The organism is Actinomadura opuntiae (assembly GCF_030283205.1).
Taxonomy (GTDB): Bacteria; Actinomycetota; Actinomycetes; order Streptosporangiales; family Streptosporangiaceae; genus Spirillospora.
In genome coordinates, this window is the sequence record NZ_JASNWF010000029.1 from 58,173 (window position 1) to 84,493 (window position 26,321).

Below are 26,321 nucleotides of genomic sequence, written 5' to 3' on the forward strand. Positions count from 1 at the left end.
TCACATGACTTTCCAGGTCGGCGACACCGTCGTCTACCCCCACCATGGGGCTGCTCGGATCGAGGCCATCGAGACTCGCACCATCAAAGGTGAGGAAAAGACCTATCTGGTCTTGAAGGTCGACAAGGGCGACCTGACAGTGCAGGTCCCGGTCGAGAACGTCGAGGACGTGGGCGTCCGGGACGTCGTCGGCCAGGAGGGTCTGGAGAAGGTGTTCGAGGTGCTGCGCGCACCCTACACCGAGGAGCCCACCAACTGGTCGCGCCGGTACAAGGCGAACCTTGAGAAGCTCGCCTCCGGCGACGTGAACAAGGTCGCCGAGGTCGTCCGCGACCTCTGGCGGCGCGACAAGGAGCGCGGGCTGTCGGCGGGCGAGAAGCGCATGCTCGCCAAGGCGCGCCAGATCCTGGTCAGCGAGCTGGCGCTCGCCGAGAAGACCAACGAGGACAAGGCCGAGGCCCTGCTCGACGAGGTCCTGGCCAGCTGAGTTGAGCGCACGGATTCCACGGGTGGGCGTCGGCACCGACGTCCACCCGTTCTCGTCGTCCCCGCGCCCGCTGTGGGTCGCGGGGCTCGAATGGCCCGGCGAGGGCCCCGGCCTGACCGGGCACTCCGACGGCGACGTCGCCGCGCACGCCTGCTGCGACGCGCTGCTGTCGGCCTGCGGCCTCGGCGACCTCGGCGCCGTCTTCGGCACCGCCGACCCGCGCTGGGCCGGGGCGTCCGGCACCGACCTGCTGCGCGAGGTCGCCCGCCTGGTCGACGAGGCCGGCTTCACGATCGGCAACGTCGCCGTCCAGGTCGTCGGCAACCGCCCCAAGATCGGCAAGCGGCGGGCCGAGGCCGGGAAGGTGCTCGGCGAGGCGCTGGGCGGCGCCCCGGTGAGCGTCTCCGCCACCACCACCGACGGGCTCGGCCTCACCGGCCGCGGCGAGGGCCTCGCCGCCATCGCCAACGCCCTCGTCCTTCCCCCCGTCTGATCTCCCCTTCGCCGTCCCCGCGTGCGCGCCGCCGTCCCCGCGTGCGCGCCGCCGTCCCCGCGTATGCGTCGGCGTTCGCGCGTGCGCGGCGCCGTTCGCGCGTGAGGGGCGGCGTTCCCGCGTGCGCGGCGGCGTTTCGCGGCGCGGCATAGCGGGCGTCTCGGGGCTTAAGGCGCGCGGCACCGGAGTGATCGCGGTGAAGATGCGCGTGAGGGCCGTCCGGGCTGGCTAGGGTCGCCTTGAAGGCCCACCCCGCAAGGCGCTCACCCCGGAACGAGAGTCATGCCATCTGATCCCACGCGGCCCGGCGGCCCCCGCTACACCCCGGCCCAGCGGCGGCTGCTCACCGCGACCGCCGGCCTCGTCGTCGTCGCGCTGGCGGCCGGCGCCTACGTGCTGACCTATCCCGTGCTCCGCGAGCTCGCGCTGGCCGGACGGGCGAGCCACCGGTGGGCGCCGGTGTATCCCGTGATGGCCGACGCGCTCACCGCCATGACGATCCTCGCGCTGGTCGTCGCCCGCAACGCCCGCTGGTGGACCCGGCTGCTGCGCTGGGCCCTGCTGCTGCTCCTGGTGGCCGGGGCCGCGGCCGCCGCCGTCCAGCACTCGGTGTGGGGGTTCGGGTCGCTGCCGCGCACCCCGGTCCGCGCGGGCGTCGCGGTGGCGCCGCACGTGATGCTGGTGGTCGCCGTCTGGCTGTGGCTGACGATGATCAAGCAGATCCGGGTGGCCCGTCCCGCGGCCGGCGAGCCCGAGGCCGTCGAGACGCAGCGCGGCCACGTCAAGGTGCTCCCGGCCCTGGAACCGCCCGCCGCCCTGGACCCGCCCGCGGACGGCGACGGCTCCCACGAGCACCGGTACGCCGACGAGCGCGAGCCCGCGCGTCCGCTGGACCTGCTGCCCGTCGCCGCGCCGGAACACGACCACGGCTTCGAGCCCGTCCACGAACCGGAAACGGCGCGCGAGGGCGAGTACGCGGTGGTACGCGAGCACGAGTACGAAGAGCCCGACGCCCCCTCAACGATGCGCGGATACGACACGGCGCACGAAGACGAGGGGCCGCGCGAGCACGGTTACGACGCGGAGCGCGACGACGAGTACGACGCCGATGCCGAAGACGACGAGGACTATGGCGTCGAGTACGCGGAAGAATTCGACCGCGAGCCGTCTCCTCCGTTCGACCCGCTGCCCGAGCCCCGGCCGGCCCCGGCGCTGCTCGCCACCGACGTGGAACTGGTCAGGGGCCGCGACGCCGCCGGGCCCGAGCCGCGTGACCAGGCCCGGACCACCCGTCCCGACATCGTCATGCCGGGGCACGAGGGCGAGCCCGGCGTGGACGGCGTGGACGGCGTGGACGGCGTGGACGACGTGGACGACGCGGAGGAGCACGACGGCCCGCCCGCCGACCGGGCCGAGGACCCCGACGCGGGCGACGACGGCGACGCGCCGCCCGTCCCGCGCGTGCCGCGGGTGCCGCGCCCGTCGCCCAGCCCGGAGGACGAGACGGAGCAGCGTGAGGGCCGCATCTGGGACTGGAATCCGCCGCCGTCCGGCAACTTCCGCAGCGGCCCGACGCCGCCCGCCGAGTAGGGCCCCCGCGGGCCGGTCAGAACACGGGACACCGGGGAAGATATGACGCCATGACGACGGTTTCGTGGGTTGAGGTCGACGAGGACGACGGCTTCGGTATCGAGAACCTGCCGTACGGGGTGTTCTCACGCCCCGGGGAGATGCCGCGCGTGGGGGTGGCGATCGGGGCGTACGTCCTCGACCTCGCGGGGTTGTCGGCAGCCGGGTTGGTCGAGGACCGGCACTACTTCGCGTCCGGCTCGCTGAACGCCTTCATGGTGGCCGGACGGGCCGCCTGGCAGGCCAACCGCGCCCGGCTCACCGAACTGCTCACCGACGAGGCGCACCGGGACCAGGTCCTGCCGCACCTGGTCCCGGTGGCGGACGTGGAGCTGCTCCGGCCGATCGAGGTCGCCGACTACGTCGACTTCTACTCCTCCGAGCACCACGCGTCCAACGTGGGCCGGATCTTCCGGCCCGAGGCCGAGCCGCTCAAGCCCAACTGGAAGCGGCTGCCGGTCGGCTACCACGGGCGCGCGGGGACGGTGTACCCAACGGGGACCCCGATCGTCCGGCCGTCCGGGCAGCGCCTGACGGGACCGGGCGAGCCGGAGCCGTCGTACGGGCCGTCGCTGCGGCTGGACTTCGAGGCGGAGGTCGGGTTCGTCGCCGGCGTGCCCTCCGTGGCGGGACGCGGGGTGCCGGCGGCCGCCTTCCGCGACCACGTGTTCGGGTTCCTGCTGGTCAACGACTGGAGCGCGCGCGACCTTCAGGCGTGGGAGTCGCAGCCGCTCGGACCGTTCCTGAGCAAGTCGTTCGCGACGTCGATCTCCTCGTGGGTGGTGCCGGTCGCCGCGCTGGAGCACGCCCGGGTGGCCCCGCCCGCCCAGGACCCCGAGCCGCTCGGCTACCTGCGGTGCGACGAGCCGTGGGGCCTCGACCTGCGGCTCGAGGTCCTGATCAACGGGCACGTCGTCGCGGAGCCGCCGTTCGCCGGGATGTACTGGACGGCGCCGCAGCAGCTCGCGCACGCCACGGTCAACGGGGCGCCGCTGCGGACGGGCGACCTGTTCGCGTCCGGGACGGTGTCGGGCCCGGAGCGCGGGCAGCGCGGCTGCCTGCTGGAACTCGGCTGGAACGGCCGCGACCCGGTGGTGCTCGCCGACGGGACGCAGCGCACGTTCCTGGAGGACGGCGACACGGTGACGATCCGGGCGAAGGCCCCGGGCGCGTCCGGCTCGGTCATCTCGCTCGGCGAGGTCACCGGCACGGTGCACCCGCCGATGCCCTGACGGTTATCCACAGAATGAGCTTCTAGTTCCTTTGAGCGAAGCAGGCCTCGACCATGGACGCGTCGGACCCCGACGGAACGGGGCCGAAGACGTACCGTAAGGGGACGGAGGCGTCCCCGATGGGAGGCGGCGATGCCGTACTACAGGGCCGTAGTGAAGGTCGCGGCTTCCGGCCGTGTGCCGGCACGCGTCCTCGGACGCCCGCGCGGGCACGTGAGCCGTGATGCGCCAGACCAGAGGCGGCATGACGCTCCCGGACGGCCCCGGCCGTGCGCCTCCAGGCACCGGGAGGACGATGGCTGAGTCGCCTGCGCTCGGCGAGCTGGTCCGGACCTTCGACGGGCGGCCGGCCCGGCGACGCGCGCTCACGTGGCTGGCCGCGTTCGGCGCGGCCGTGGTCGTGCTGGTCCCGGTCGCCGTCGCGGCGTTCCTCACCGGGCGCGCGTGGCTCGGCGCCCCGCTCACCGTCATCGCCATGGGATGCGCGGCGGCGGCGGGCTGGATCGCGGGATGGGACACCGTGTGGAAACGCGCCCAGGTGGTCCACCTCTTCACCGGCGGCCTCATCGTGACCCCGTCCCCTCGTCCGAACGGCGCCTCACGCGACAAGCCCTTCGCGCGGGCCCGGCACGTCCGGCCGGCGGAGGGCGATGCATGGGCCGGCGAGGGCTCGTGCGGTGCGGGCGGTGGCGCCGATGCGGAGGCGTTCGGGTGGGACGATCTGGCCTCGGTCACCGTGTCCGGCGTCCAGACGCGGGACGGTGCCCCGGCGCCACCGGGCCGGGCCACCGGCTCGCCCCGGACGGGCGTTCCAGGAGCGGTCGGCGGGACGCGGTGGAGGTTCACGGTCGCGACGTCGGACGGACGCATGCTGCGCTTCGGCGACGAGTTGCCGGGCGTGCGGATGCTCGGTGAGACGGTCGCCGCCGAGGTGACGCGCCGCGCGGTCCCCCGCTACCTCGCGGCGGTCAAGGCGGGCGAGGCCGTGCGCCTCGGCCCGTTCACCGTCGATCTCGACGGCGTCGAGAAGGACGGGCAGCGACTCCCGTGGCAGGCCGTCCGCGAGGTCGGAATCGACGGCGGCCTGCTGACCGTGCGGGGCTACGGCGGCTACCCCGACCTGACCGCGATCGCCGGGCACATGTCCGACGCGCTGCCCTTCACCCTCCTCTGCGACCAGATCAAAGAGATGCTCGGCCTCCCCTAGGAGGAGCAGAGCAAATCGGCCGGACGGTCTCAGGTGGTGATGGTGGCGACGGGCGCCAGGCCGTAGGTGCGGGCGTAGCCGTTCTCGGGGAGTCTCGGCGCGCCACGGCCCGAAGGCGGTGGGGGAGGCGGGTTTCTTCGGCGGGGTGGAAGTTTTCTTTGGGGAGGATGTCGAGGGATCGGCCGCGGCTCCGATCTCCGGGTGACACGCGGCCGCCGAGGGCCGCACCGAGACCCGCGCGGCCGTGCGAGGCCGCCGCGGAACAGGGGAGACATCGTGAAGTACATGCTGCTGATCTTCAACCGGCCGGGATTCGTCGAGGAGCTGACCGAGCAGGAGCGGCAGCGGCTGTTCGGCGAGGTCGACGAGATCATGAAGGAGATCACCGAGCGCGGCGAGCTGGTGGTGACCGAGGCGCTCGCCGACCCGTCCACCACCAGGGTCGTCCGGGAGAAGGACGGGCTGCCCGCGGTGACCGACGGGCCGTTCGTCGAGGCCAAGGAGCACCTCGCCGGCTACCTCACCGTCGACTGCGAGAGCCTCGAGCGGGCCGTGGAGATCGCCTCGCGCTGGCCGGACGTCCGGTACGGAGGGCGGATGGAGGTGCGTCCCGTCATGCACCACGCCGGGAGCGAGATGTGACCGTCGCGGTCGAGGACCTGCTGCGCGAGCTGGCGCCGCAGGTCCTCGGGACCCTCGTCCGCCGGCACGGCGCCTTCGACCAGTGCGAGGACGCCGTGCAGGAGGCGCTGCTCGCCGCGGCCGTCCAGTGGCCGGGGGAGGGCGTCCCGCAGAACCCGCGCGGCTGGCTGCTGACCGTCGCGACGCGCCGGCTCACCGACCAGTGGCGCAGCGACCGCGCGCGCCGCGACCGGGAGGCCGCCGTCGCGCTGCGCGAGGTCCCGGCGGACGACGAGGGCCCCGGCGGGGACCGGCCCGGCGACCGCGACGACACGCTGACCCTGCTGTTCCTGTGCTGCCATCCGGCGCTGACGCCGTCCTCACAGGTCGCGCTCACCCTCCGCGCGGTCGGCGGGCTGGGCACCGCGCAGATCGCGCGCGCGTTCCTGGTGCCGGAGGCGACGATGGCGCAGCGGATCAGCCGGGCCAAGCAGCGGATCAAGGCGGCCGGCGCCCATTTCGCGCCGCCGCCGCCGGACGAGCGCGACGCGCGGCTAGCCGCCGTCCTGCACGTGCTGTACCTGATCTTCAACGAGGGGTACGCCGCCTCCAGCGGCCCCGAACTGCAGCGCGCCGACCTCACCGCGGAGGCGATCCGGCTGGCCCGGGCGGTGCACGGCCTGCTGCCCGGGGACGGCGAGGTCACCGGGCTGCTCGCCCTCATGCTGCTGACCGATGCAAGGCGCCCCGCCCGCACCGGCCCCGACGGCCTGCTCGTGCCGCTCACCGAGCAGGACCGCAGCCGCTGGGACGCCGCGGCCATCGCCGAGGGCACCGGGCTGATCACCGACGCCCTCACCTGGTCGGCGCCCGGCCCGTACCAGGTGCAGGCGGCGATCGCCGCCGTCCACGCGGAGGCCGCCCGCCCCGAGGACACCGACTGGCCGCAGATCCTGGCCCTCTACCGGCTGCTGTCGCACCTGGCGCCGAACCCGATGGTCACGCTGAGCGAGGCCGTCGCGCTCGCGATGGTGCACGGCCCGCGCGCCGGCCTCGACCTGCTGGAGACCCTGGACGGCGACGAGCGCCTGTCCGAGCACCACCGGCTGGCGGCCGTCCGGGCCCACCTGCTGGAACGCGCGGGCGACACCGCCGCCGCCCGCGACGCCTACCGCGCCGCCGCGCGAGGCACCACGAGCCTCCCCGAGCAGCGCTACCTCGAGGCTCGCATCGCACGACTCAACGGAGAAGACGACCATGGAAACGACGACCCGAACGCTTGACGTCCCCGGTGCCTCGCTGCACTACGAGGTGCGCGGCTCCGGGCCCGTCCTGCTGCTGATCTGCGGCGGGATCTACGACGCGGCGGGCTACGCCGGCCTCGCCGGGCTGCTCGCCGACCGGTACACGGTCGTCACCTACGACCGGCGCGGCAACTCGCGCAGCCCCCTCGCCGGGCCGCCGGAGCGCCAGGAGATCGGCGTCCACGCCGACGACGCGTCCCGGCTACTCGCTGCGGTGACCGATGCCCCCGCCCTCGTCTTCGGCAACAGCTCGGGCGCGCAGATCGCCCTTGAGCTGGCGGTCCGGCACCCCGAGCAGGTCCGTGCGCTCGTCGCGCACGAGCCGCCGCTGTTCGGGCTGCTGCCGGACGCCGATCACTGGGAGTCCGTCGTCTCGAACGTCGAGCGCGCCTACCGGGACGGCGGCGTCGGCCCCGCGATGGGCGTGTTCGGCGCCGCCATGGGCATGTCCGGCGGCGACGAGCCAGGGGAGGATGCGGAAGCCGCCGAGGGCGCGGAGTCCGCCGAGGGCGGGGAGTCCGCTGATGGCGCGGAGTCCGCTGAGGCGCCGGGCCCCGAGATGCTGGAGATGTTCGCGCGCTTCGAGAAGAACACCGACTTCTTCGTCGGCTACGAGGTGCCCGGCTTCGGCCGGTACGTCCTGGACGTCGAGAAGCTGCGCGCGGCGCCCGTCCAGGTCGTCGTGGCGGTCGGTGAGAAGTCCGCGGGCGAGCCTCCCCACCGGGCCAGCCTCGCCTTGGCCGAACACCTCGGGCGGCCCGCCGAGGCCTACCCCGGCGACCATGGCGGCTTCGGCACCGAGGCCCCGGCGTTCGCGGCCGCCCTGAGCAGGACCTTCACCACCTCATGACTCCGTCCGGCGAGCACAAGCCCTACCGCGCCGGCGTCCTGCGCAGTGAGGTGGGGCGGCGCGGGTGCGCGAGAGCCCGCGCGGGCAGGGGCCGATCCAATAACCTGGGGTGGTGAGTCTGCGCCTTTACGACACCGGTACCCGTAGCATCCGCGCGTTCGAGCCTCTGGAAGAGGGCCGCGTGGGGATGTACGTGTGCGGTGCGACGCCGCAGGCCTCGCCGCACATCGGGCATCTGCGGTCCGGTGTCATCTACGACGTGCTGCTGCGCTGGCTGCGCAGGTCCGGCTACGAGGTGACGTTCGCGCGGAACGTCACCGACGTCGACGACAAGATCATCGCGGTGGCGGCGGAGCGGAACGTGCCGTGGTTCGCGATCGCCGAGGGCAACCAGCGGGTCTTCACGCAGGGCTACGACCTGCTCGGATGCCTGCCGCCGACGATCGAGCCGCGCGCCACCGGGCACGTCCCGGAGATGGTCGTGCTGATCCGCCGGCTGATCGAGAACGGGCACGCCTACACCGCGGCCGGCGACGTGTACTTCGACGTGAAGTCGTGGGCGGACCACTACGGCGAGCTGTCGAACCAGCGGCTGGAGAACATGCGGCCGACCGGCGACACCCCGAACGAGGACGCCAAGCGCGACCCGCGCGACTTCGCGCTGTGGAAGGGCGCCAAGCCCGGGGAGCCGTCCTGGGAGACGCCCTGGGGCGACGGCCGGCCCGGCTGGCACCTGGAGTGCTCGGCGATGGCGACCAAGTACCTCGGGCCGACCTTCGACATCCACGGCGGCGGCGTCGACCTGATCTTCCCGCACCACGAGAACGAGATCGCCCAGTCGCGCGCGGCGGGCGACGGGTTCGCGCGGTACTGGCTGCACAACGGCCTGCTGACCGTGGACGGCGAGAAGATGAGCAAGTCGGTGGGGAACGTCGTCCTGCTGCCCGACCTGCTCGGGAGGGCCCGTCCGGCGGAGATCCGGTACTACCTGGCCTCCGCGCACTACCGGTCGCTGATGGACTACACCGACGCCGCGCTGGCGGAGGCGGTCTCGGCCTACCAGCGCATCGAGGGGTTCGTGACGCGGGCCGGCGAGGTCGTGGGCGCGGTGGAGCCGGCGGCCGCGGTGCCGGAGGCGTTCGCGTCCGCGATGAACGACGACCTCGGCGTCCCGCAGGCCCTCGCGACGCTGCACGAGACCGTCCGGGAGGGCAACAGCGCGCTCGCGGGCGGCGACGAGGCCGCGGTCCGCGAGCATCTGGCGTCGGTGCGGGCGATGGCGGACACGCTGGGCCTCGACCCGCTGTCGGAGCAGTGGAACCAGGCGGGCAGCGACGACCTGCGCCCGGTCGTGGACGCCCTGGTCGCCGTGGCCCTGGAGCAGCGGCAGGCGGCGCGGGCCCGCAAGGACTACGCGTCCGCCGACGCCATCCGCGACGGCCTCGCCGAAGCCGGGATCGTCGTCGAGGACACCCCGCACGGCGCCCGCTGGGAGCTCAAGCGCGACTAGCGCGACCAGACGGCGGCGTGCGTGACGCGCAATGCGCGCCGTGCACTGGCCACTACGGATAAAATTGGACGTTCGCGGGCGTCCGCATGTGCGCCGCCCCGGAGATGTCAGCCGCCCGACAGCCGCGAGGGCGCGCACGCAATCGTCGCGAGGGGCGTACCGAACAATGGGCAAGAGCAAGGGCAAGGGACCCACCCCCAAGGCCGAGGACCGGCACTGGCACGGCAAGCGCCAGAAGGCGCGCGCCGTCAAGAACTCCAGGCGGACCGGCACCCAGACGCTGGGCCCGGGCGCGCGCGCGGCGCGGGCCGCCGAGGGCCGCCCCGCCGCGACGGGGCGTCCGGCCGGGGCGCGCCGCGCGAACGGCGAGGTCCCCGAGCTGGTCACCGGCCGGAACCCGGTCGTGGAGGCGCTGCGCGCGGGGGTGCCCGGCAGCACGCTGTACGTGTCGTCGGGGACCGACGACCGGGTCCGCGAGTCGATCCAGCTCGCCGCCGACCGCGGCATCCCGCTGCTGGAGGCCGGCAAGAACGAGCTGGACCGGCTCACCGACGGGGCCGTCCACCAGGGCATCGCGCTGCAGGTCAAGCCGTACCGGTACGCGCACCCCGACGACCTGCTCACCGGGACGGCGCCGCTGATCGTCGCGGTGGACGGGATCACCGACCCGCGCAACCTCGGCGCGATCGTCCGGTCCGCGGCGGCGTTCGGCGCCACCGGCGTGGTGGTGCCCGAGCGGCGCGCCGCGGGGGTGAACGCGGGCGCGTGGAAGTCGTCCGCGGGGACGCTTGCGACGGTCCCGGTGGCGCAGGCGACGAACCTGTCGCGGCAGCTCAAGGCGTACCAGAAGGCCGGCTGCTTCGTCGCCGGCCTGGACGCCCGCGGCGGCGTCACCGTCGCCGACCTGGAGATCGCGAACGGCCCGTTCGTGCTGGTCGTGGGCTCGGAGGGCAAGGGGCTCGGCCGCCTGGTCGCCGACACCTGCGACCTGCTCGTGACGATCCCGATGCCGGGCCGGGCCGAGTCGCTGAACGCCGGGGTGGCCGCCGGGATCGCGCTGTACGAGGTCAGCCGGCTGCGTTCCTGAGGCCCGCCGGCTGCGTTCCTGAGGCCCGCCGGCTGCGCTCCTGAGGCCCGCCGGCCGCGTTCCTGAGGCCCGCCGGCCGCGTCACGAGGCGGTGTCCTCCAAGCGTTCCTGGAGCATGGCCATGAACGCGGCGCGGTCGTTGCTGCGCGGGAACGGCTCGTCCGGGACGGGGACGCCGAGGAAGGCGCACAGCGGCTCCCAGCCCTGGGCGGCCTCGAACTCCAGCAGCCGTCCGGCCGGGACCTCGCGGCGCACCGCCGCGTTGTGCTCGTTGAACACGCCGATGGCGTGGTCCTTGTCGAAGCGGCCGCCGAGGACGCCGTGCCAGACGATGGCGTCGGCGATGTCACGCATCCCCGCGAGCTCCGGGGGAGCGCCGTCGAGCGACGCCATGTGCGACTGGTAGATGGTGTCGTGCGCGCTCTCGTACCAGCGTTCGGGGTCGCGGACGGTGAGGATGACCTTGGCGTCGGGGTAGTGGAGGACGAGCTGCCGCCAGTACGCGGCGCCGGGCCAGTCGACGGTCGCGCGGTAGCCGTCGTAGACGCGGTCCCAGTCGGCGGCCCCGGTGTCCGCGACCTCCCGCCACAGGACGAGCTGCGCGGGGTCCTCGAACAGCGCCGTCATGTGGTGGCACGGGCCGTAGCCGAGCCGTTCGAGGGCGGTCCGGAGGGAGAGCGTGCCGGTCCGGCCGAATCCGGCGCCGATGACCTGAAGCAAGGGGAGCTCCTCTCGGTCGGGTTGCCGAGGCCAGCGTCGGCCGGGCGATAGGCGCAGTGCAAGGGAGACGTCACGCCCCGCAACGGCACATCGGGCTCACGGTGGCCGCCGCCCACCGCATGGCCTGCCCGTTTTACGGCCGCAGGCCGAGGCGCCTCCGCCTCAGGTAAGCGATCTCGATCTCGTCCTCGGTGCGCGCGATCGCCTCGGCATAGGCCGCGGCGGCCTCCGCGTCCCGGCCCGACCGCCGCAGCAGATCGGCGCGGACCGCGTGGAACAGGTAGTAGCGATCAAGGTCGAGCCCCTCGACCAGCGAGAGCGCGGCGTCCACGCCCTCGACCTCGGCCACCGCGACCGCGCGGTTGAGCGCCACCACCGGACTCGGCGCCACCGCCATGAGCTGGTCGTACAGCGCGAGCACCTGCCGCCAGTCCGTCGGCGGACGGCTGTGCACCGCGTTGATCGCCGCCTGGATCTGGTACGGGCCCGGACGGTTGCGCTTCAGGCACCAGCGCACCAGCTCCCGGCCCTCCTCCGCCATCGCCCCGTCCCACAGCCTCGGATCCTGGTCGGCGAGCAGCACCAGCTCGCCGTCCCGCACCCGCGCCGCCCGCCGCGACTCCACCAGCAGCATCAGCGCCAGCAGCCCGCGGACCTCCGGCTCGTCCGGCATCAGCTCCAGCAGCACCCGGCCCAGCCGGACCGCCTCCGCCGCCGTCCCCGCCCGCCGGTACCCCTCGTTGAACACCAGGTAGATCACCGCGAGGACGCCCGCCAGCCGCTCCGGCAGATCCTCCGCGTCCGGTACCCGGTACGGGATCCGGGCCTCGCGGATCTTCACCTTCGCCCGGACGAGCCGCTGCGCCATCGTCTTCTCCGGCACCAGGAACGCCCGCGCGACCTCCGCCGTCGACAGCCCGCCCACCATCCGCAGCGTCAGCGCGACCCGCGCCGCCATCCCGAGCGCCGGATGGCAGCAGGTGAACAGCAGCCGCAACCGGTCGTCGTCCACCGCGGACGCGTCGTCCGCCGGGCCGGTCAGCAGCGCCGCCTGGACGTGCTTGCCCGCCCGCGCGCCCTCCCGCCGCAGCCGGTCGACCGCCCGGTTCCGCGCCGTCGTGATGATCCACCCCGCCGGGCTGGGCGGCGGCCCGTCCACCGGCCACCGCCGCACCGCCTCGGCGAACGCGTCCTGCACGGCCTCCTCCGCGACGTCCAGATCGCCGAACGCGCGGACCAGCACCGCCACCGCGCGCCCGTGCTCCTCCCGGAACGCCCGCTCGACGTCGTCAGCACTCACCCTGGAAGGGTCGCACCTCCACCGGCAGCCCCGTCACCTTCGAATACCGGCCGGCCCACCACAGCGCCTCGTCCCGGGTCTCCATCTTGACGATCGTGAGGCCGCCGACGTGCTCCTTGCCCTCGGTGTACGGGCCGTCCGTGGCGATCACGTCCGCGCCCTCCAGCCGCACCACCGCGCTCTCCCCGGGCTCGTGCAGCGGGCACCCGAACACCCACGCCTCCGAGAGCTCCAGCTCCCTCCGGATCTCCCCGAGCTCCCTCATCACCTGCTCCAGCCGCTCCGGCGGCGGCCTGTCGCCCACGGGCTGGATGATGTTGAACACGTACCGCTTCATGCGGCCTCCCCTTTCCCATAGGTCGCGATGACGACCCCGGTCGTCGTCGTGACGGAGTCCGCGAGCCGCAGACTCTCCGAGATCCCCCCGAACAACCGGCGTCCCGTCCCCAGCACCAGCGGGTGGATCATCAGCAGGTACTCGTCCACGAGCCCCAGCCGCGCCAGCGACGCGACGAGCTCCCCGCTGCCGTGCACCGTCAGCCCCTCCTCCCGCTCCTTGATCCCCGCCACCGCGCCGGCGTCGTCCACGAGCACCGAATTGCGCCACGGCAGCGGCTCGCGCAGCGTCCGCGACACGACGTACTTGCGCGTCCGCTCCAGCACCTCGGCATAGGGCTCCTCCCGTCCGGGCCACACCCGGCGGAAGTCCTCGTACGTCCGCCGGCCGAGCAGGATCGCCCCGCCCCCGCCGAGACGCTTGCCCATCTCCGAGCCCATGACCTCGTCATTCCCCGGAACCGCCCAGCCACCGTGCGCGAACCCGTCCCGCTCGTCCTCGTCCGCCCGCGCCGGCGCCTGCATGACCCCGTCGAGCGTCACGTGCTCCACCACGGTCAACTTCCCCATGAGCCGATCTCCTCACCTGCGGCCGGCCCACCGCCGGCCTTTCGCCCCCTACACGAACGCCTTCCCCCCACATCGACACCGCCCCGGAAAGAATCTGGGTGACCGCCGGGCGCGTCCGGCGGTCACCCAGGGAGGACAGATGCACGGCACGTTGATTGTGATCTACACCGCCAGGCTGGAGGAGTGCCGGGCGTTCTACGCCGGGCTCGGCCTGGACCTGCGCCCGGAACGGCACGGCTCCGGACCGGACCACTACGCCGCCGTCCTGGAGGACGGCGCGGTGTTCGAGCTGTACCCGGCGGGCACCCGCGAGCCGACCGGCCGCCTGCGCCTCGGGTTCGCGACCACCGCCGGCGCCTGCGGCCTGGAGCCGGGCCGACACGTCCTGGACGACCCGGACGGCCGCGCCGTCGAAGTGACCGCGTGACCCGGGGGCCGAAGCGCTCGTCAGCCGGTGCCGGGCTGGGACAGGAACCCGGCGATCGCGCCGCGGTTGCGCTGGAGGCCCTCGATGCGGTCGTCCAGGGCCGCAAGTTCACGGTCCAGGAGGTCGCGGATGCCGGAGCACCAGTCGAACTCCGGCCGGTCGTCCCGCGTGCAGGGCAGGACCTTTCGGATCACCTCGGTGGACAGGCCCGCCTCCAGCAGGACGCGGATCTTCCGCACGGTGGCCACGGAGTCGTCGCCGTACCGCCGGTAACCGTTGGCGTCGCGCCCGGCGGCGAGCAGGCCCTGCTCTTCGTAGTACCGCAGCAACCGCGTGCTGACCCCGGTCCGCCGGGACAACTCCCCGATCAGCATGTCACCGTCCCAGATTGACCTTCTCACCGGTGTGAAGACCTAACGTCGCCCCGCGAACGATCATTCCGGCACTTGGAGGCACCCGTGACCTCTCTCGCCCACCGCAACGGCCGCACGGCGACCGCCGAAGACCTGGCGCCGCTCGCCTTCGCGGGATACGCCCACTTCACCGCCGCGCAGGTCCGCGGCGGCCGGATCCGGGGCCTCGACCTGCACCTGGAGCGCCTGCGGTCCGCGTCAGTGGAGCTGTTCGGCCGGGCGCTGCCCGACGACCGGGTCCGATCCTTCCTGCGGACGGCCCTGGCGGCGAGCCCCGCGGACGTCTCGCTGACCGTCACCATGTACGCGGGCTCGGCAGGCGAGGCCGCCGAACCCGACACGCTGGTCCGCACCGGGCCGCCCGCGTCCGGCCCGGCGGGACCGCTGGCCCTGGCGACGGTCGACTACGAACGGGTCCTGCCCGCCGTGAAGCACGTCGGCGAGGTGGCCAAGACCTACTTCAAGCGCCAGGCCGTCCGGGACGGCTTCGACGACGCCGTATTCGTCGACCGCCGCGGCCGCCTCAGCGAGGCCACGATCTGGAACCTGGCCTTCTGGGACGGCGACGCCGTGGTCTGGCCCGACGCCCCAATGCTGACCGGCACCACGATGGGCATCGTCCGCCGCCAACTCGACCGCCTGGGCGTCCCACAGCGAGTCCAAGAAGTAACCCCCGCCGACGTGCCGACATTCGCGGGCGCCGTGGTCATGAACTCCTGGACGCCGGGCATCCCCGTCCACCAAATCGCTTCCACACCCGTCCCGGAAGCACCCGACTTCCTGACCCTCCTACACGAGGCCCACAACGCCGAACCCTCGCTCGAACCCTAAGCAACCCCGGCGCACCCCCACTCCCGCGGGATCGGCGCACCGCGGCGACGCTCGCGACGACATCTCCGGGAAACCCACGCCTCCGCTCTGGCCGGTACGTGACACCACCCTCACCAAGGTGAACGCCAGGTAAACAACGCACGTCACAGTACCGCCGCCCCAGGGAAACGCCCTCCGCCCCGGCGCAACACTACGGAACAGGAACCTCCATGCGCATCACCGCCATCGCCGCCGTCGCGGGAGCCACCGTCCTCACCCTCTCCCTGACAGCTTGCAACCCCGACGAGGCCGACCCCAACATCGCCCAGTCCGGCAAGCCCGCCGCGAAGACCAGCGCGAAGAAGAAGGGCCGGCACACCGTCACCTACCAGCTGGGCGGCACCGCCAAGAAGGGCGACATCACCTACTCCACGCCGTCCGGACAGGAGCAACAGAACGGCGCGAAGCTTCCCTGGAAGAAGACCTTCACCGCCGGTAAGGCCGCCATGCTCGACGTGTCCGTGCAGAACACCGCGATGACCTCGTCCGGCGACCTCGCCGGCGGCACCATCACCTGCAAGATCTATCTGGACGGAAAGCTGGTGAAGCAGGCCAAGTCGTCCGGCCAGGCGGCCATCGCGTCCTGCGACCACATGACCGACTTCTAGCCCCGCCAAAAGACTGCGCCCCGCCCCTCAGCGAAGAAGGGGCGGGACGAGGTGCATCGCGTCAAGGCCTATGCCCCAAGCCGACAACCGCCCGCCGCCCCCACCGGCACAAATGCCCGACCCAGCTCCATACCACCAGGCGCACCCAACCGATCCGGAGCCAACAGGACGATTGAACGACAGCGCCCCCAACACCGCCCGCACCGGACCCTCCAGGGTTGCTCTAGGCGGCAGACACATGACTCCCCCACGTCGCCTCACACACGCAAACCGTCTTCGCCGGATCGGCGGCAGGCCGTCCGGCGCCGGACCCCGAGCATCACCACCTCGAACGGACCGAATCTTCCCGAACCCCACCTCGATCGGCAGACGCGGCGAGCCGGTCCTCGACCGCCGTCATCGCCTGCACTGATGCTGGCCAGGGATTCCGCTGCACGTGGTCTCGATGACCTCGGGCATGCGGGCCTCGCCATCACGAAGTACACACATGGGGGTCTGGTCGTGGACGACAAGCGCGCAGCGGCGGAGGCGACGAGCGGCGCTCTGTTCGATGGCTGAGCCCCAGGGGCCGCCCACGGTGGTGCGAAAGGCCCCTTGCGATGCTCGCGAGGACCTCTGAAATGGGAGCCGGCGAGGGGACTTGAACCCCTAACCTTCTGTTTACAAGACAGATGCTCTGCCAATTGAGCTACGCCGGCGGGCTCGTCCCGCATCGTAGTCGACCGTGCGGGGGGTTCGCGCGGGGGTTTCGGCGCGGCGCGTGGGCAGGTGGGGCGTGGTCGGGTGATTAGCGGTGGGGAGTGGGCACAGGGTGTAGGTGAACATTACGGGGATCATCACAGCGATCGTCATCGGGGCGATCATCGGGGCACTGGGGCGGTTGCTGCTTCCGGGGCGGCAGCCCATCGGGATCGTGCTGACCGTGCTGATCGGGATCGTGGCGGCGATCGTGGGGACCGCAATCGCACAGAAGGTCGGGGTCGCCACGACGTCGGGGATCGACTGGATCGAGCTGGTCTTCCAGGTCGGGCTGGCCGTGCTCGGGGTCGCGGCCGTCGCGGCATGGCGGCGGAACCGAGGCCATACCAGATGAGTTAGCGGGGCTTCAGGGCCTGGTCGCCTTGGTGGTGGGGACGCTGCCGGCAGGGCGAGGGCGTTGTAGGGCCTGTGCAGGCGGGGAGCGGGCGTGGCTGCTCGCGGACGCGTGGCGCCCTTTGTTCTGGCCGATGAGTAGGCCTGGCCTGCGGGGTTCGGTGGGGTCAGGGTGGTCATCGGCTTGGCGCGGTGGGGCTGTCGGGACGTGTACGGCGTCGTGGTGGGGGCTGGACGACGCCGGGGTGCTGTTTGCGTGGGGTGGGCCGTTGCGGGTGAGCGGTGCGGGTTGGGGGTTTGATCGTCGGTCGGGGGTCTGGTGGTGGGTGGGGTTGTCAGGCTTTGGGCCCTGGGGTGTGGTGGGGGGTGGAGGCGATGATGGCGGATCTGAGGGGCGTCGTGGCGGGGCCGTCGGGGGCGGAGGCGGTGCGGTGGTGGGTGCGGATGATGCGGGATCCGATGGACGCCTACGGTGGGCTGTTCCGCCGGTACGGCGACGCGGTTCGGTTGCCGCGGGATCGGAGGCGGGCGCTGTATCTGCTGTCGCGGCCGGAGCATGCCGAGCATGTTTTGGTCGCGAAGCAGGACAACTACGTCAAGGCGTTCACGTATCGGCCGTTGCGGGTGTTTCTTGGGGACGGGCTGCTGACCAGCGAGGGTGACACGTGGCGGCGGCACCGGCGGCTCGTGCAGCCGGCCTTCGCGCAGCGGCACGTCACCGCGTTCGCGCCCGGGATGGCCGGAGTCGCGGCCCGGGACATCGGGCGGTGGCCGGACGGCGTGATGCTGGATGCCGCCGCGCAGATGCGCCGGGTGACGCTGGACATCGTGGGGCGCGTGCTGTTCGGTAGCGAGCTCGCCGGGGAGTCCGATGCGACCGGGCGGGCGCTTGCGGATTTGCAGCGCAGCGCCGTGATCGGGCTGGGGGTGGCCTTTCTGGGGGACGTGGGGTTGCGCAGGGCGTTCCGGTTGGTGCCGGGGGCGCAGCGGGCAGGGGCGCAGCTCGACGGCATGGTGCGGCGGGTGATCGACGAGCGCAGGGTGGCCGGGCCAAGGGCCGCTCCTGATCTGCTGGATTTGCTGATGCGTGACGGCGACCCGGCGCTGTCGGACGCGGAGTTGCGCGACGAGGTGCTGACGCTGCTGCTCGCCGGGCACGAGACGACCGCCGCCGCGCTGACCTGGACGCTGATCCTGCTGTCGCGCTATCCGGCGGCGCGTGACCGGCTGGAGGCGGAGGTCGACGAGGTCCTCGGCGACGGCCTGCCGGACGCGAGGGATCTGGACCGGCTGACCTGGACGCGGGCCGTCCTGGAGGAGTCGATGCGGCTCTACCCGCCCGCGTGGACGATCGAGCGGGACGCGGTCGAAGACGATGACGTCGCCGGGACGGAGGTGTCGGCGGGGTCGACCGTCGCGATCTCGCCCTATCTCCTGCACCGCAATCCTGATCTGTGGCCTGATCCGGAGGGGTTCCGGCCTGAGCGATTTCTTGGGGAGCAGGCTCGTCCGCGCCACGCCTACCTGCCGTTCGGCGGTGGGAGGCGCATCTGTGTGGGGGCGAGCTTCGCGATGATGGAGGCGGTGCTGGTGCTCGCGCTGATCGCGCGCGAGGTCCGTCTCGACCTGGCGCCGGGTGTCGCCGTTCCGTCGCGGGCGGAGGTGACGCTGCGGCCGGCAAGGCCCGTGCCGATGCGGGTGTCGCGGCGCTAACTGGACGGCTAATCGAAAAGGGGTCTTGGCAAAAGGGGGCGGCGGCTCTACATTCCGGGGGCGGCGGTAAGCGGGCGCTTGCCGCCTCCACCCCCGGGAGGCTCCTGTGAAGAGCTCGTTCACCCGCGCGCCGGCCGCGGCGGCGCTCGCGTCCCTGCTCGGCACCGCGGCGGTCGCGGCGCCCGCGCGGGCCGTCGCCGACAAGTATCCGCCCGGCGACGTCGGGACGTCCCTGGTGAACTTCTTCAACAGCCCGGACGCTGTCGCCGGCGCGAACGACTGGAACTGCAAGCCGAGCCCGGAGCATTCGACGCCGGTCGTGCTCGTCCATGCCACCTTCGTGAACCTCGGCACGAACTGGAGCGTGCTGTCGCCGATGCTGGCGAACGAGGGGTACTGCGTCTTCGGCTTCAACTACGGCATGACGCAGCTGTCGGCGGACCGGATCGGCGGGCTCGGCGACATCGCCGCCTCGGCGAAGACGCTGGACGCGTTCGTCGGCAAGGTGCTCGCCGCGACCGGTGCGAAGCAGGTCGATCTGGTCGGGCACTCCCAGGGCGGGATGATGCCGAACTACTACCTCAAGCGGCTCGGCGGCGCGTCCAAGGTCCGGACGTTCGTCGCGCTGGCGCCCAGCAACCACGGGACGACCGTGCTCGGCATCGTCGACCTGGGCAGGACGCTGAACCTGCTCGGGTTCGCCAACCAGGTGCTGGACGAGGCGGGCGCGCCCGGGCTCGTCCAGCAGGAGGCCGGGTCGGACTTCCAGAACGCCCTGTTCGGCGACGGCGACACCGTCCCCGGGCCGCGTTACGTCGTCATCGAGACCAGGAACGACATCGTCGTCACCCCGTACACGAACGCGTGGCTGAAGGGGGACGGCATCACCAACATCCTCGTCCAGGACCAGTGCCCGGACGACTATGTCGGCCATGTCGGGATGTTCAACGACAGTCCGGTCATGCAGGACGTCCTTAACCAGCTCGGGGCGAACGCTCCCGGATTCAAGCCCACGTGCACCGGCTACGGCCTGCCTATGTGATCGCCTTCCGCGTCTTCGGCGTGGGAAGGCGGAACAGGTCGCCGAGCCTGCGGGCGACCTCGGCGTTGCCCGACACGGAGGCGCGCCCGGCCTCGACCGCTCCGCTCATCGACGAGCGGCCCGACGCCATCGCGATCAGCGTGTCCTCGCTCATCGCGATGGACGCGTCGGGCCGCTGCGCCGGTCCGTGCACCATCCGGACCTCGCCGTCGTCGACGAGCGCGTGGAAGACCTCGTCTCCAACGCGGAACTCGTAGACCGCGTGCAGGCCCGCCGAGGCTTCCGGGACGAAGCACGCCTCCAAGCCGAGCACCGCCCATCCGGGATGGAACGTCTCGCCCTCACGCGGTTCGCCGAGCGCCCATGTCATGCCCCAGCGCGCCAGCGCCAGCACCGCCGGGCCGAGTTCCTCGCCCGCCTCGGTGAGCGCGTACGCGGCGGTGCGGGCGGGCGGCGGCAGCGTGACCTTGTGCGCGAGCCCCTCCCGTTCGAGGTGCTTCAGCCGCGCCGCGAGCAGACCGGTGCCGAGGCCGCGCAGGCTCGCCTGCAGGTCGCCGAAGCGTTTCGGCCCGGTCAGCAGCTCGCGGATCAGCAGCAGCGTCCAGCGCTCGCCGACGATGTCGAGGGTCCGCGCCGTCGCGCAGTACTGGTTGTAGGTCCGCTGCTCCACCGCAACACTCTAAGCGCCCGCCTCCAGGGTCAGCCGGGCCAGGACGTCCGGGTGGGGGAGCATCACGTTGTGCGGGCCGTCGATCGGTACCGTCCGGTACCCGATGGCCTTGCCGCACTGCTCGAACGGGACGGTCTGCGGCCGGCAGAAGATCGCCGTGCCGGGGATCCGGTCGACGGCGCCGGTGAGCCGGGTCGGCTCGCTGAACGTGCGGGCCGGCTGCGGGCGCATGCGGTCGGTCAGCATGGCCGCGTCGTTCGGGTCGTCGATGCCGAACGCGGCGGGCGGCGGGACGGCGATCCGGCCGTCCGACGTGCGGTTTTCAAGTGCCTCGACGAACGGCCCGGGGGCCAGGTCGTAGAGGCTCGTCCCGTCGGGTCCGGCCCAGCCGTCCACGAGGACGATATGGCGGACGCGGTCGGCCCGCTGATCGGCGGCCTCCCGGACGACCAGCCCCGCATAGCTGTGCCCGACAAGGACGACGTCGTCGTCATCGACGCCGTCCAGCGCCGCGACGACCTCGGCGGCGTGGTCGTGGAGCCCGACGTCTCCTTCCCCGAGCGCGGGGGCGAGCGTGCGGGCGCCGGCGTCGTGCAGGAACGGGATCACCCGGTCCCAGGCCCAGGGACCGTGCCAGGCACCGGCGACGAGGACGAACGTGGTCATGAGGAAGCCTCCATGCGGACGAGGGGACGGACGCGACCGGCGAACTGTTCAAGGGCGGTCTCGTAGTCGTCGGTCGCGAAACGGACCACGATGTGACGGGCGCCCGCCTCGACGTACCGGTTCAGCCAGGCGGCGGCGTCGTCCGGTGTGCCGGCGAACATCGCCTGGATCGAGGCGATGAACTCAAGGGGCGCGTTGTAGTAGCGCTCGATGCTCTTCCGGAGCCGTTCCCGCGCACGCTCCGGGTCGTCGTCCAGGCAGAACGTCGCGTACAGGGCCGGGGTGACCGGACGCTGCGCCGACTGCCGGATCGCGTCCGCCTCCTGCGCGTACGTGGCGTGCGAGGGCGGATAGGGCAGCCAGCCGTCCGCGATGCGCGCGACCCGGCGCAGCGCGGGCCCGCCGCCGGCGAGCCAGATCGGCGGTCCGCCGGGCTGGGCGGGTGGCGGCGCGATGCTCACGTCCTCGAACGCGAAGTGCTCGCCCTTGAACGAGACGGCGTCCCCGGACCAGAGCAGCCGCATCGCCTCGATCGACTCCTCCAGCCGGCGGCCCCGGGACGCGAAGTCGACGCCGAGCGCCGCGAACTGCGCCCGGGTCGCGTCGGTCGGGAAGCCCGCGCCCATGCCGGCGATCACCCGTCCGCCGCTGAGCCGGTCGAGGGTGCCGAGCTGGTGCGCGAGCAGGATCGGGTGCCGCAGCGCGGGCAGCAGCACCGCCGTGCCGAGCGCCACCCGCCGCGTGGCCTGCGCCACGGCGGCCATGAGCAGCAGCGGGTCGGCCCGCTGCCGGGTGATGGGGCTGTCGCCCGCCCAGACCGAGTCGTAGCCGAGCGCCTCGGCGCGTCCGGCCTGCTCGACGAGCCGGTGCGGCGCGTGCTCGCCCGTCACGGTCTGGTCGCGGGTCGGCAGCAGGTAGCCGAACCGTAGCTCCGCCATGAGTCACCTCCGGTGGTCGTTCCGGGGCGATCCTAGACATTGACTTCCTGATTTTGAAGTCTAGGATTCATTTTCAGGAAGTCAATCGAAGGGAGCACGGATGACAGCGCCGCTCTACACGGCGGAGGCACGCGTGACCGGCGGCAGGAACGGGCACGGCCGCACGTCCGACGGCCGCCTCGACCTCACCCTGCGGATGCCCAAGGAGATGGGCGGCGACGGCGAGGGCGTCAACCCCGAGCAGCTCTTCGCCCTCGGCTACGCCTCCTGCTTCGGCTCCACGCTCAGCGTGCTCGGGCGGCTCAAGGGCCTCGCGGCGGACGACGCCGTGATCGACGGGAGGGCGATGCTCATCCCGTCCGGGGGCGGCACCTTCAAGCTGGGCGTCGAACTCGACGTCGACCTGCCCTCGCTCACCGGCCCCGAGGCGGCCGACCTGGTGCGCGCGGCGCACCGGTCGTGCCCGTACTCCAACGCGACGCGCGGCAACATCGACGTCGCGATCACCGTCAACGGGACGGCCCTCTAGCAGCCCGCGGCCGCCGCGACCAGCGACCAGCCGCCGCGACCAGCGGCCTGCGACCAGCGGCCTGCGACCAGCGGCCTGCGACCAGCGGCCTGCGACCAGCGGCCCGCGGCCGCGATTTTTCTCCGCCGGGGGAACAACCTTTCGGCGGTTCGCCGGTCTAGTAGGGCATGACGTTCGAACGAGCCCCGGCCGTCTCCCCGGCCGGGGCCCACCCCTCCCGGCCGCCGGCACCGCCGGCCGCCAAGGCGACCGATGTCGCGGAACTCTTCCAGGCGCACCACCTTTCACGACGTCTTCCGCACCGGCGCGGTCGCCCAGCAGGAGCAGCGCCAGCCGGACGAGCGAAACACCGCCGCCACCGCGGGTCGTCCGCCCCTCCGGACGACCTGCTCGCCTACGCCCGCGCCGCCCTGGTCAACGCCTGCCGGACGGTGCTGCGCCGCCGCGCCCTGACGCGCCGGTTCACCGAGCCGCCGGTCCCGGTCTGGTCGGCGGAGAACGACGTGGTGATCGCCGAGGACCGGCGGCGGGTGCTGCGCGCCCTCGCCCGGCTCGCGCCCCGGCAGCGGGAGGCGATCGTCCTGCGGTACTACCTCGACCTGCCCGAGGCCGAGATCGCGTCCGCGATGGGCGTCGGCGTCGGCACGGTCAAGTCGACGCTGTCGCGCGGGCTGACCGCGCTTCGCGCGCGCTACGAGGAGGAACAGTGAGCCCTCTGCCCGAAGACCTGGTGCGCGGCGCGCTCGCCGACGCCGCCGGCACGGTCACGCCCGAGAGCCTGCGGCCCCTGGCCGCACCCGCTCCCCGGCGGCGGCGCCGGCTCGTCCTGCCGATCGGCGTCGCCGCCGTGGCCGCCGCCGCGCTGGCCGTCGTCGCGCTGGTCGCCCGGCCGTCCGCGCCTCCGCCGGAACCGCGGATGTCGCTCGCGGCCTATGCGGGCGCCGAGTACGTCCTCGTCGGCGCGATGCCGCCCGGACAGCCCGTGACGGTGAGGAGCGCCGCGACCGGCAAGCGGATCGTCTCCGTTCCCTCACCGCCCGGTACGAGCGGGTTCTGGGACGCCGCCGGGACGGGCGACGACCGCACCTTCGTCCTCACCACCGTCGACGTCCCCCGATCCCGGATCCACTTCTACCGGCTACGCCTGAACGCCGACGGCGTCCCGCAGCAGTTCGCGGAGATGCCGCAGGCGGCCCTGGACGGCCTCCCCGGCGGAGGCCCCGAAGTGCTCGCCGCCACCCGCGACCAGAGCAAGATCGCGTACGTCACCGAGCGCGGGGGCAAGCTCAGCGTCGCCAACGGCGGCTACTCCCTCACCGGCGACGACCGGATCCGCGAGCGCATCAACGTCATCGACGTCCGGACCGGTGAGCGCCGCGCCGTCGAGCTCCCGCGGGGCAACATCGTCGACAAGCTGGTCTGGACGCCCGACGGCCGCCACCTGCTCTTCGTCTCCGAGACGCCCGAGGGCGTGCGCGTGCTCGACCCGGCCACCGGCAAGATCCGCTCGCTCCGGCTGGGCCCGTCCGGAACGGTGCTGATCGGCGCCTCCGCCGACCCCGGCAGCACCCACATGGTCGCCCTCGTCACCAGCGGAGGGCAGGGGCACGTCAAGTGGTACTCGCTCGCGACCGGGAAGGTCGACCGCGACGTGCCCTTGGGTCCGGTCCGCCCCGACGCCTCCGCCATGGTCGGCTTCGGGGACACGATCGTGGCGGAGATCGACGAGTACCTGTACAAGGTCACCGGCGACACGGTCCACAGGCAGCGGAAGCCGCCGGGGATCGTCGACCTCGGGCCCGGCAGCACCTGGTGACGTCACCGGGCCGCGCGCGCGGCTGAGCGTGCGCGGACCCGCTGTCCCCGGTCAGGTGGCGGCCCTGGCGCGGACCAGCGGGAGGAAGATCTCGTCCACGATCTCGACCAGCACCTCGTCCGGCACGGGACGGTCCGTGAGCAGCATCTCGTGCCGGACGAGGTCGGCCGGCATCCGGGCGATCCGCGGCGTCACCGCGTCCGGCGGGACCTCGCCCCGCTCGGCGGCGCGGCCCAGGATGACCGCCATCGCGTCCGGGATCACCTCGAACGTCTCCGGCCCCAGCTCGTGGGCCTCCGCCATCAGGCCGTGGACCAGGTCCGGCCCGAACTCCTGGAAGCGCCGCGCCATGTACCGCAGGACGGTCAGGACGTCGCCGCGCAGGCTCCCGGTGTCCGGCACGTCGTCCCTGATCGAGGAGTACCGGTGCCGCATCGCGGCCAGTGCGAGGTCGGCCCGGTTCTGCCAGCGCCGGTAGATCACCTGCTTGCCGGTCCGCGCGCGCGCCGCGACGTTCTCGACGGTCAGCCCCGCGTAGCCGGACGCCTCGAGCTCGTCCCACACCGCGTCCAGGATCGCCGCCTCCAGCGCGGCGCCGCGGCGCCGTGCCTTCGCCTCCGCGGTCACGGCCCTCCCCCTCATAAGAGACCTTGCGTCTCTTGTTCGGACCAGCCTACACTCCGGACCCGTTAGAGACGCTCCGTCTCTTAAGGGAGGTCCGCATGACCACCGGCACCCGCGCCGCGCCCGAACGGCTCGACCCCGCCCTGCTCAAGCTCGCCGGCGTCCTCGTCGCCGGTGCGCTCGCCCCGCTGCTCGACAGCACGATCGTCAACGTCGCGGTCGCCCGGCTCGGCCGCGACCTGCACGCCCCGGTGGCCACGATCCAGTGGGTGATCACCGCGTACCTGCTGGCCCTCGGCATGGCGATCCCGCTGACCGGCTGGGCCGAGGGCCGCTTCGGCGCCCGCCGGATGTGGCTGTTCTCCCTCGGCCTGTTCCTGCTCGGCTCGGTGCTGTGCGGGCTCGCCTGGAACGTCGGCTCGCTGATCGCCTTTCGCGTCGTGCAGGGCGCCGGCGGCGGGCTGATGATGCCGGTCATGCAGACCCTGCTGATGCGCGCCGCCGGAGGCCGGCAGATCGGGCGGCTGATGGCCGCCATCAGCATGCCCGCCCTGGTCGGGCCGATCCTCGGCCCCGTCATCGGCGGGCTCATCGCGGGCAACGCCAGCTGGCGGTGGATCTTCTATGTCAACGTGCCGCTGTGCATCGCCGCATTGGCCCTCGCCTGGCGCGGCCTGCCGGACACCCCGCCACGGGGCGGCGTCCGGCCCGACATCACCGGCATGCTGCTCCTGTCGCCCGCGCTCGCCGCGCTCATCTACGGGCTCTCGCAGGTGAACGGCGGGTTCGGGCGGGCCTCCGTGCTCGTCCCGCTCGTGGCTGGGGCCTTGCTGCTTGCCGCGTTCATCGTCCACGCGGTGCGCACGCCGTCCGAACCGGCCATCGACCTGCGGCTGTTCCGCAAGCGCGCGTTCGCCGCGTCCGCGGCCCTGCTGTTCCTGTCAGGGCTGTCGCTGTTCGGCGCGATGCTGCTGCTACCGCTCTACTACCAGCAGGTCCGCGGCCACGGCGTGGTCGAGGCCGGTCTCCTGCTCGCGCCGCAGGGCTTGGGGAGCCTGCTCGTCCGCACGCGCCTCGGTGCCCTCACCGACCGGCTCGGTCCCCGCCCGGTCGTGCTGGTCTGCCTCGTCCTGACCGTCCTCGGCACCCTCGCCTACGCCGAGGCCGGACCGCACACCAGCGAATGGCTTCTGGGCGCGTCCCTGGTCGTCCGCGGGGCCGGGCTCGGCGGCGTCACGCTCGCCGTCATGACCGCCGCCTACCAGGGCCTCGGCCCGGCCGAGATCCCGCACGCCAGCAGCGCCACCCGGATCATCGTGCAGATCGGCGGCTCGTTCGGCGCCGCCGTCCTCGCCGTCGTCCTCCAGCACCAGTTGTCCGGCGGCGCCACCCCGGTCACCGCCTACGCGCACGCCTTCTGGTGGTCCCTCGCCTTCACCGCACTGGCCGCCGTCCCCGCCCTCTTCCTGGCCGGACCGGGCCAGACAGGGCGCTCACCAGCGGGTTCTTCGGGGACGCGAGGGTGAGATTCACGTTTCTGTCCAAGTGGGCACTGTGGCGCGTGAAT

At 72.9% G+C, this 26,321-nt stretch carries 29 protein-coding genes and 1 tRNA gene; 20 read left to right on the forward strand and 10 right to left on the reverse strand.

Annotated features, from left to right (window positions below; all coding sequences use genetic code 11):
* Window positions 1–4 precede the first annotated feature (4 nt).
* The 10 genes from QP089_RS42675 (at window position 5) to rlmB (ending at window position 10,420) form a co-directional block, all read left to right on the forward strand.
* The gene (locus QP089_RS42675; protein WP_067459337.1) at window positions 5–487 is read left to right on the forward strand and encodes a CarD family transcriptional regulator; all 483 of its coding nucleotides are present in this window, start codon (window positions 5–7) and stop codon (window positions 485–487) included.
* Window positions 488–509: 22 nt separating this feature from the next.
* A complete protein-coding gene (gene ispF / locus QP089_RS42680) occupies window positions 510–980 on the forward strand; it encodes a 2-C-methyl-D-erythritol 2,4-cyclodiphosphate synthase (RefSeq protein WP_285920243.1) in 471 nt (156 codons plus the stop codon).
* Window positions 981–1,262: 282 nt separating this feature from the next.
* On the forward strand, window positions 1,263–2,570 hold the full coding sequence (locus tag QP089_RS42685; RefSeq protein WP_285920244.1) for a hypothetical protein: 1,308 nt from the start codon (window positions 1,263–1,265) through the stop codon (window positions 2,568–2,570).
* Window positions 2,571–2,620: 50 nt separating this feature from the next.
* On the forward strand, window positions 2,621–3,841 hold the full coding sequence (gene fahA, locus QP089_RS42690) for a fumarylacetoacetase (protein WP_285920245.1): 1,221 nt from the start codon (window positions 2,621–2,623) through the stop codon (window positions 3,839–3,841).
* A gap of 295 nt (window positions 3,842–4,136) precedes the next feature.
* Entirely contained in the window at window positions 4,137–5,048 is a 912-nt protein-coding gene (locus tag QP089_RS42695; protein ID WP_285920246.1) for a DUF6585 family protein, read from the forward strand.
* A gap of 285 nt (window positions 5,049–5,333) precedes the next feature.
* Entirely contained in the window at window positions 5,334–5,690 is a 357-nt protein-coding gene (locus QP089_RS42700) for a YciI family protein (protein ID WP_285920297.1), read from the forward strand.
* The gene (locus QP089_RS42705) at window positions 5,687–6,952 is read left to right on the forward strand and encodes an RNA polymerase sigma factor (protein WP_285920247.1); all 1,266 of its coding nucleotides are present in this window, start codon (window positions 5,687–5,689) and stop codon (window positions 6,950–6,952) included. The genes QP089_RS42700 and QP089_RS42705 overlap by 4 nt, the downstream gene beginning before the upstream one ends.
* Window positions 6,927–7,823 (forward strand): alpha/beta fold hydrolase, encoded by an 897-nt coding sequence (locus tag QP089_RS42710; RefSeq protein ID WP_285920249.1) that lies wholly within the window; start codon window positions 6,927–6,929, stop codon window positions 7,821–7,823. Before QP089_RS42705 ends, QP089_RS42710 begins: the two co-directional genes overlap by 26 nt.
* A 112-nt stretch (window positions 7,824–7,935) precedes the next feature.
* On the forward strand, window positions 7,936–9,333 hold the full coding sequence (cysS, locus tag QP089_RS42715) for a cysteine--tRNA ligase (protein WP_285920250.1): 1,398 nt from the start codon (window positions 7,936–7,938) through the stop codon (window positions 9,331–9,333).
* 166 nt (window positions 9,334–9,499) lie between these two features.
* Window positions 9,500–10,420, forward strand: coding sequence for a 23S rRNA (guanosine(2251)-2'-O)-methyltransferase RlmB (gene rlmB, locus QP089_RS42720; protein WP_285920251.1), 921 nt, complete (start codon window positions 9,500–9,502; stop codon window positions 10,418–10,420).
* A gap of 81 nt (window positions 10,421–10,501) precedes the next feature.
* Here the strand turns inward: rlmB and QP089_RS42725 are convergent, their stop codons facing one another.
* The 4 genes from QP089_RS42725 to QP089_RS42740 form a co-directional block, all read right to left on the reverse strand.
* Window positions 10,502–11,140 carry a sulfotransferase family protein gene (locus QP089_RS42725; RefSeq protein ID WP_285920252.1) on the reverse strand — a complete coding sequence of 213 codons (639 nt, stop codon included), beginning with the start codon at window positions 11,138–11,140 and terminating at the stop codon, window positions 10,502–10,504.
* Window positions 11,141–11,273: 133 nt separating this feature from the next.
* Complete coding sequence (locus QP089_RS42730) at window positions 11,274–12,440, reverse strand: RNA polymerase sigma factor (RefSeq protein WP_285920253.1); 1,167 nt, start codon at window positions 12,438–12,440, stop codon at window positions 11,274–11,276.
* Window positions 12,430–12,777 carry a YciI family protein gene (locus QP089_RS42735; RefSeq protein WP_285920254.1) on the reverse strand — a complete coding sequence of 116 codons (348 nt, stop codon included), beginning with the start codon at window positions 12,775–12,777 and terminating at the stop codon, window positions 12,430–12,432. Before QP089_RS42735 ends, QP089_RS42730 begins: the two co-directional genes overlap by 11 nt.
* Window positions 12,774–13,346: a dihydrofolate reductase family protein gene (locus QP089_RS42740; RefSeq protein ID WP_285920255.1), complete on the reverse strand. Its 573-nt coding sequence runs from the start codon at window positions 13,344–13,346 to the stop codon at window positions 12,774–12,776. The genes QP089_RS42735 and QP089_RS42740 overlap by 4 nt, the downstream gene beginning before the upstream one ends.
* A 139-nt stretch (window positions 13,347–13,485) precedes the next feature.
* On the opposite strand from QP089_RS42740, the gene QP089_RS42745 reads away from it, so the two are divergent.
* Window positions 13,486–13,773 (forward strand): VOC family protein, encoded by a 288-nt coding sequence (locus tag QP089_RS42745; RefSeq protein WP_285920256.1) that lies wholly within the window; start codon window positions 13,486–13,488, stop codon window positions 13,771–13,773.
* A gap of 20 nt (window positions 13,774–13,793) precedes the next feature.
* On the opposite strand, the gene QP089_RS42750 is transcribed toward QP089_RS42745, so the two are convergent.
* On the reverse strand, window positions 13,794–14,147 hold the full coding sequence (locus QP089_RS42750) for a MerR family transcriptional regulator (RefSeq protein ID WP_285920257.1): 354 nt from the start codon (window positions 14,145–14,147) through the stop codon (window positions 13,794–13,796).
* Window positions 14,148–14,231: 84 nt separating this feature from the next.
* Between QP089_RS42750 and QP089_RS42755 the strand changes: the two genes are divergently transcribed.
* Together QP089_RS42755 and QP089_RS42760 are read left to right on the forward strand one after the other, a co-directional pair.
* The gene (locus QP089_RS42755) at window positions 14,232–15,017 is read left to right on the forward strand and encodes an aminotransferase class IV family protein (protein ID WP_285920258.1); all 786 of its coding nucleotides are present in this window, start codon (window positions 14,232–14,234) and stop codon (window positions 15,015–15,017) included.
* Between the two features lie 209 nt (window positions 15,018–15,226).
* The gene (locus QP089_RS42760; RefSeq protein WP_285920259.1) at window positions 15,227–15,664 is read left to right on the forward strand and encodes an MmpS family transport accessory protein; all 438 of its coding nucleotides are present in this window, start codon (window positions 15,227–15,229) and stop codon (window positions 15,662–15,664) included.
* A 625-nt stretch (window positions 15,665–16,289) separates the two neighbouring features.
* Here the strand turns inward: QP089_RS42760 and QP089_RS42765 are convergent.
* Window positions 16,290–16,362: transfer RNA gene (locus QP089_RS42765), tRNA-Thr, on the reverse strand.
* Window positions 16,363–16,481: 119 nt separating this feature from the next.
* Here QP089_RS42765 and QP089_RS42770 point away from each other — a divergent pair.
* The 3 genes from QP089_RS42770 (at window position 16,482) to QP089_RS42780 (ending at window position 19,511) form a co-directional block, all read left to right on the forward strand.
* On the forward strand, window positions 16,482–16,757 hold the full coding sequence (locus tag QP089_RS42770; protein ID WP_285920260.1) for a GlsB/YeaQ/YmgE family stress response membrane protein: 276 nt from the start codon (window positions 16,482–16,484) through the stop codon (window positions 16,755–16,757).
* Window positions 16,758–17,131: 374 nt separating this feature from the next.
* Complete coding sequence (locus tag QP089_RS42775; RefSeq protein ID WP_285920261.1) at window positions 17,132–18,469, forward strand: cytochrome P450; 1,338 nt, start codon at window positions 17,132–17,134, stop codon at window positions 18,467–18,469.
* Window positions 18,470–18,575: 106 nt separating this feature from the next.
* The gene (locus QP089_RS42780; RefSeq protein ID WP_285920262.1) at window positions 18,576–19,511 is read left to right on the forward strand and encodes an esterase/lipase family protein; all 936 of its coding nucleotides are present in this window, start codon (window positions 18,576–18,578) and stop codon (window positions 19,509–19,511) included.
* On the opposite strand, the gene QP089_RS42785 is transcribed toward QP089_RS42780, so the two are convergent.
* The 3 genes from QP089_RS42785 to QP089_RS42795 are packed head-to-tail and all read right to left on the reverse strand — an operon-like array spanning window position 19,504 to window position 21,785.
* Window positions 19,504–20,181 carry a winged helix-turn-helix transcriptional regulator gene (locus QP089_RS42785; protein ID WP_285920263.1) on the reverse strand — a complete coding sequence of 226 codons (678 nt, stop codon included), beginning with the start codon at window positions 20,179–20,181 and terminating at the stop codon, window positions 19,504–19,506. The genes QP089_RS42780 and QP089_RS42785 overlap by 8 nt on opposite strands.
* 9 nt (window positions 20,182–20,190) lie before the next feature.
* Complete coding sequence (locus tag QP089_RS42790) at window positions 20,191–20,847, reverse strand: alpha/beta fold hydrolase (RefSeq protein ID WP_285920264.1); 657 nt, start codon at window positions 20,845–20,847, stop codon at window positions 20,191–20,193.
* Entirely contained in the window at window positions 20,844–21,785 is a 942-nt protein-coding gene (locus QP089_RS42795) for an LLM class flavin-dependent oxidoreductase (protein WP_285920265.1), read from the reverse strand. Before QP089_RS42795 ends, QP089_RS42790 begins: the two co-directional genes overlap by 4 nt.
* Before the next feature lie 100 nt (window positions 21,786–21,885).
* On the opposite strand from QP089_RS42795, the gene QP089_RS42800 reads away from it, so the two are divergent.
* The 3 genes from QP089_RS42800 to QP089_RS42810 all read left to right on the forward strand — a co-directional run bounded on the left by QP089_RS42800 (window position 21,886) and on the right by QP089_RS42810 (window position 24,130).
* Entirely contained in the window at window positions 21,886–22,314 is a 429-nt protein-coding gene (locus tag QP089_RS42800) for an organic hydroperoxide resistance protein (protein WP_285920266.1), read from the forward strand.
* A gap of 167 nt (window positions 22,315–22,481) precedes the next feature.
* The gene (locus tag QP089_RS42805; RefSeq protein WP_285920267.1) at window positions 22,482–23,024 is read left to right on the forward strand and encodes a sigma-70 family RNA polymerase sigma factor; all 543 of its coding nucleotides are present in this window, start codon (window positions 22,482–22,484) and stop codon (window positions 23,022–23,024) included.
* Entirely contained in the window at window positions 23,021–24,130 is a 1,110-nt protein-coding gene (locus tag QP089_RS42810; protein WP_285920268.1) for a WD40 repeat domain-containing protein, read from the forward strand. The genes QP089_RS42805 and QP089_RS42810 overlap by 4 nt, the downstream gene beginning before the upstream one ends.
* Before the next feature lie 51 nt (window positions 24,131–24,181).
* Here the strand turns inward: QP089_RS42810 and QP089_RS42815 are convergent, their stop codons facing one another.
* The gene (locus QP089_RS42815; protein WP_285920269.1) at window positions 24,182–24,757 is read right to left on the reverse strand and encodes a TetR/AcrR family transcriptional regulator; all 576 of its coding nucleotides are present in this window, start codon (window positions 24,755–24,757) and stop codon (window positions 24,182–24,184) included.
* A 95-nt stretch (window positions 24,758–24,852) separates the two neighbouring features.
* Between QP089_RS42815 and QP089_RS42820 the strand changes: the two genes are divergently transcribed.
* On the forward strand, window positions 24,853–26,280 hold the full coding sequence (locus QP089_RS42820; protein WP_285920270.1) for an MDR family MFS transporter: 1,428 nt from the start codon (window positions 24,853–24,855) through the stop codon (window positions 26,278–26,280).
* Window positions 26,281–26,321: the final 41 nt, after the last annotated feature.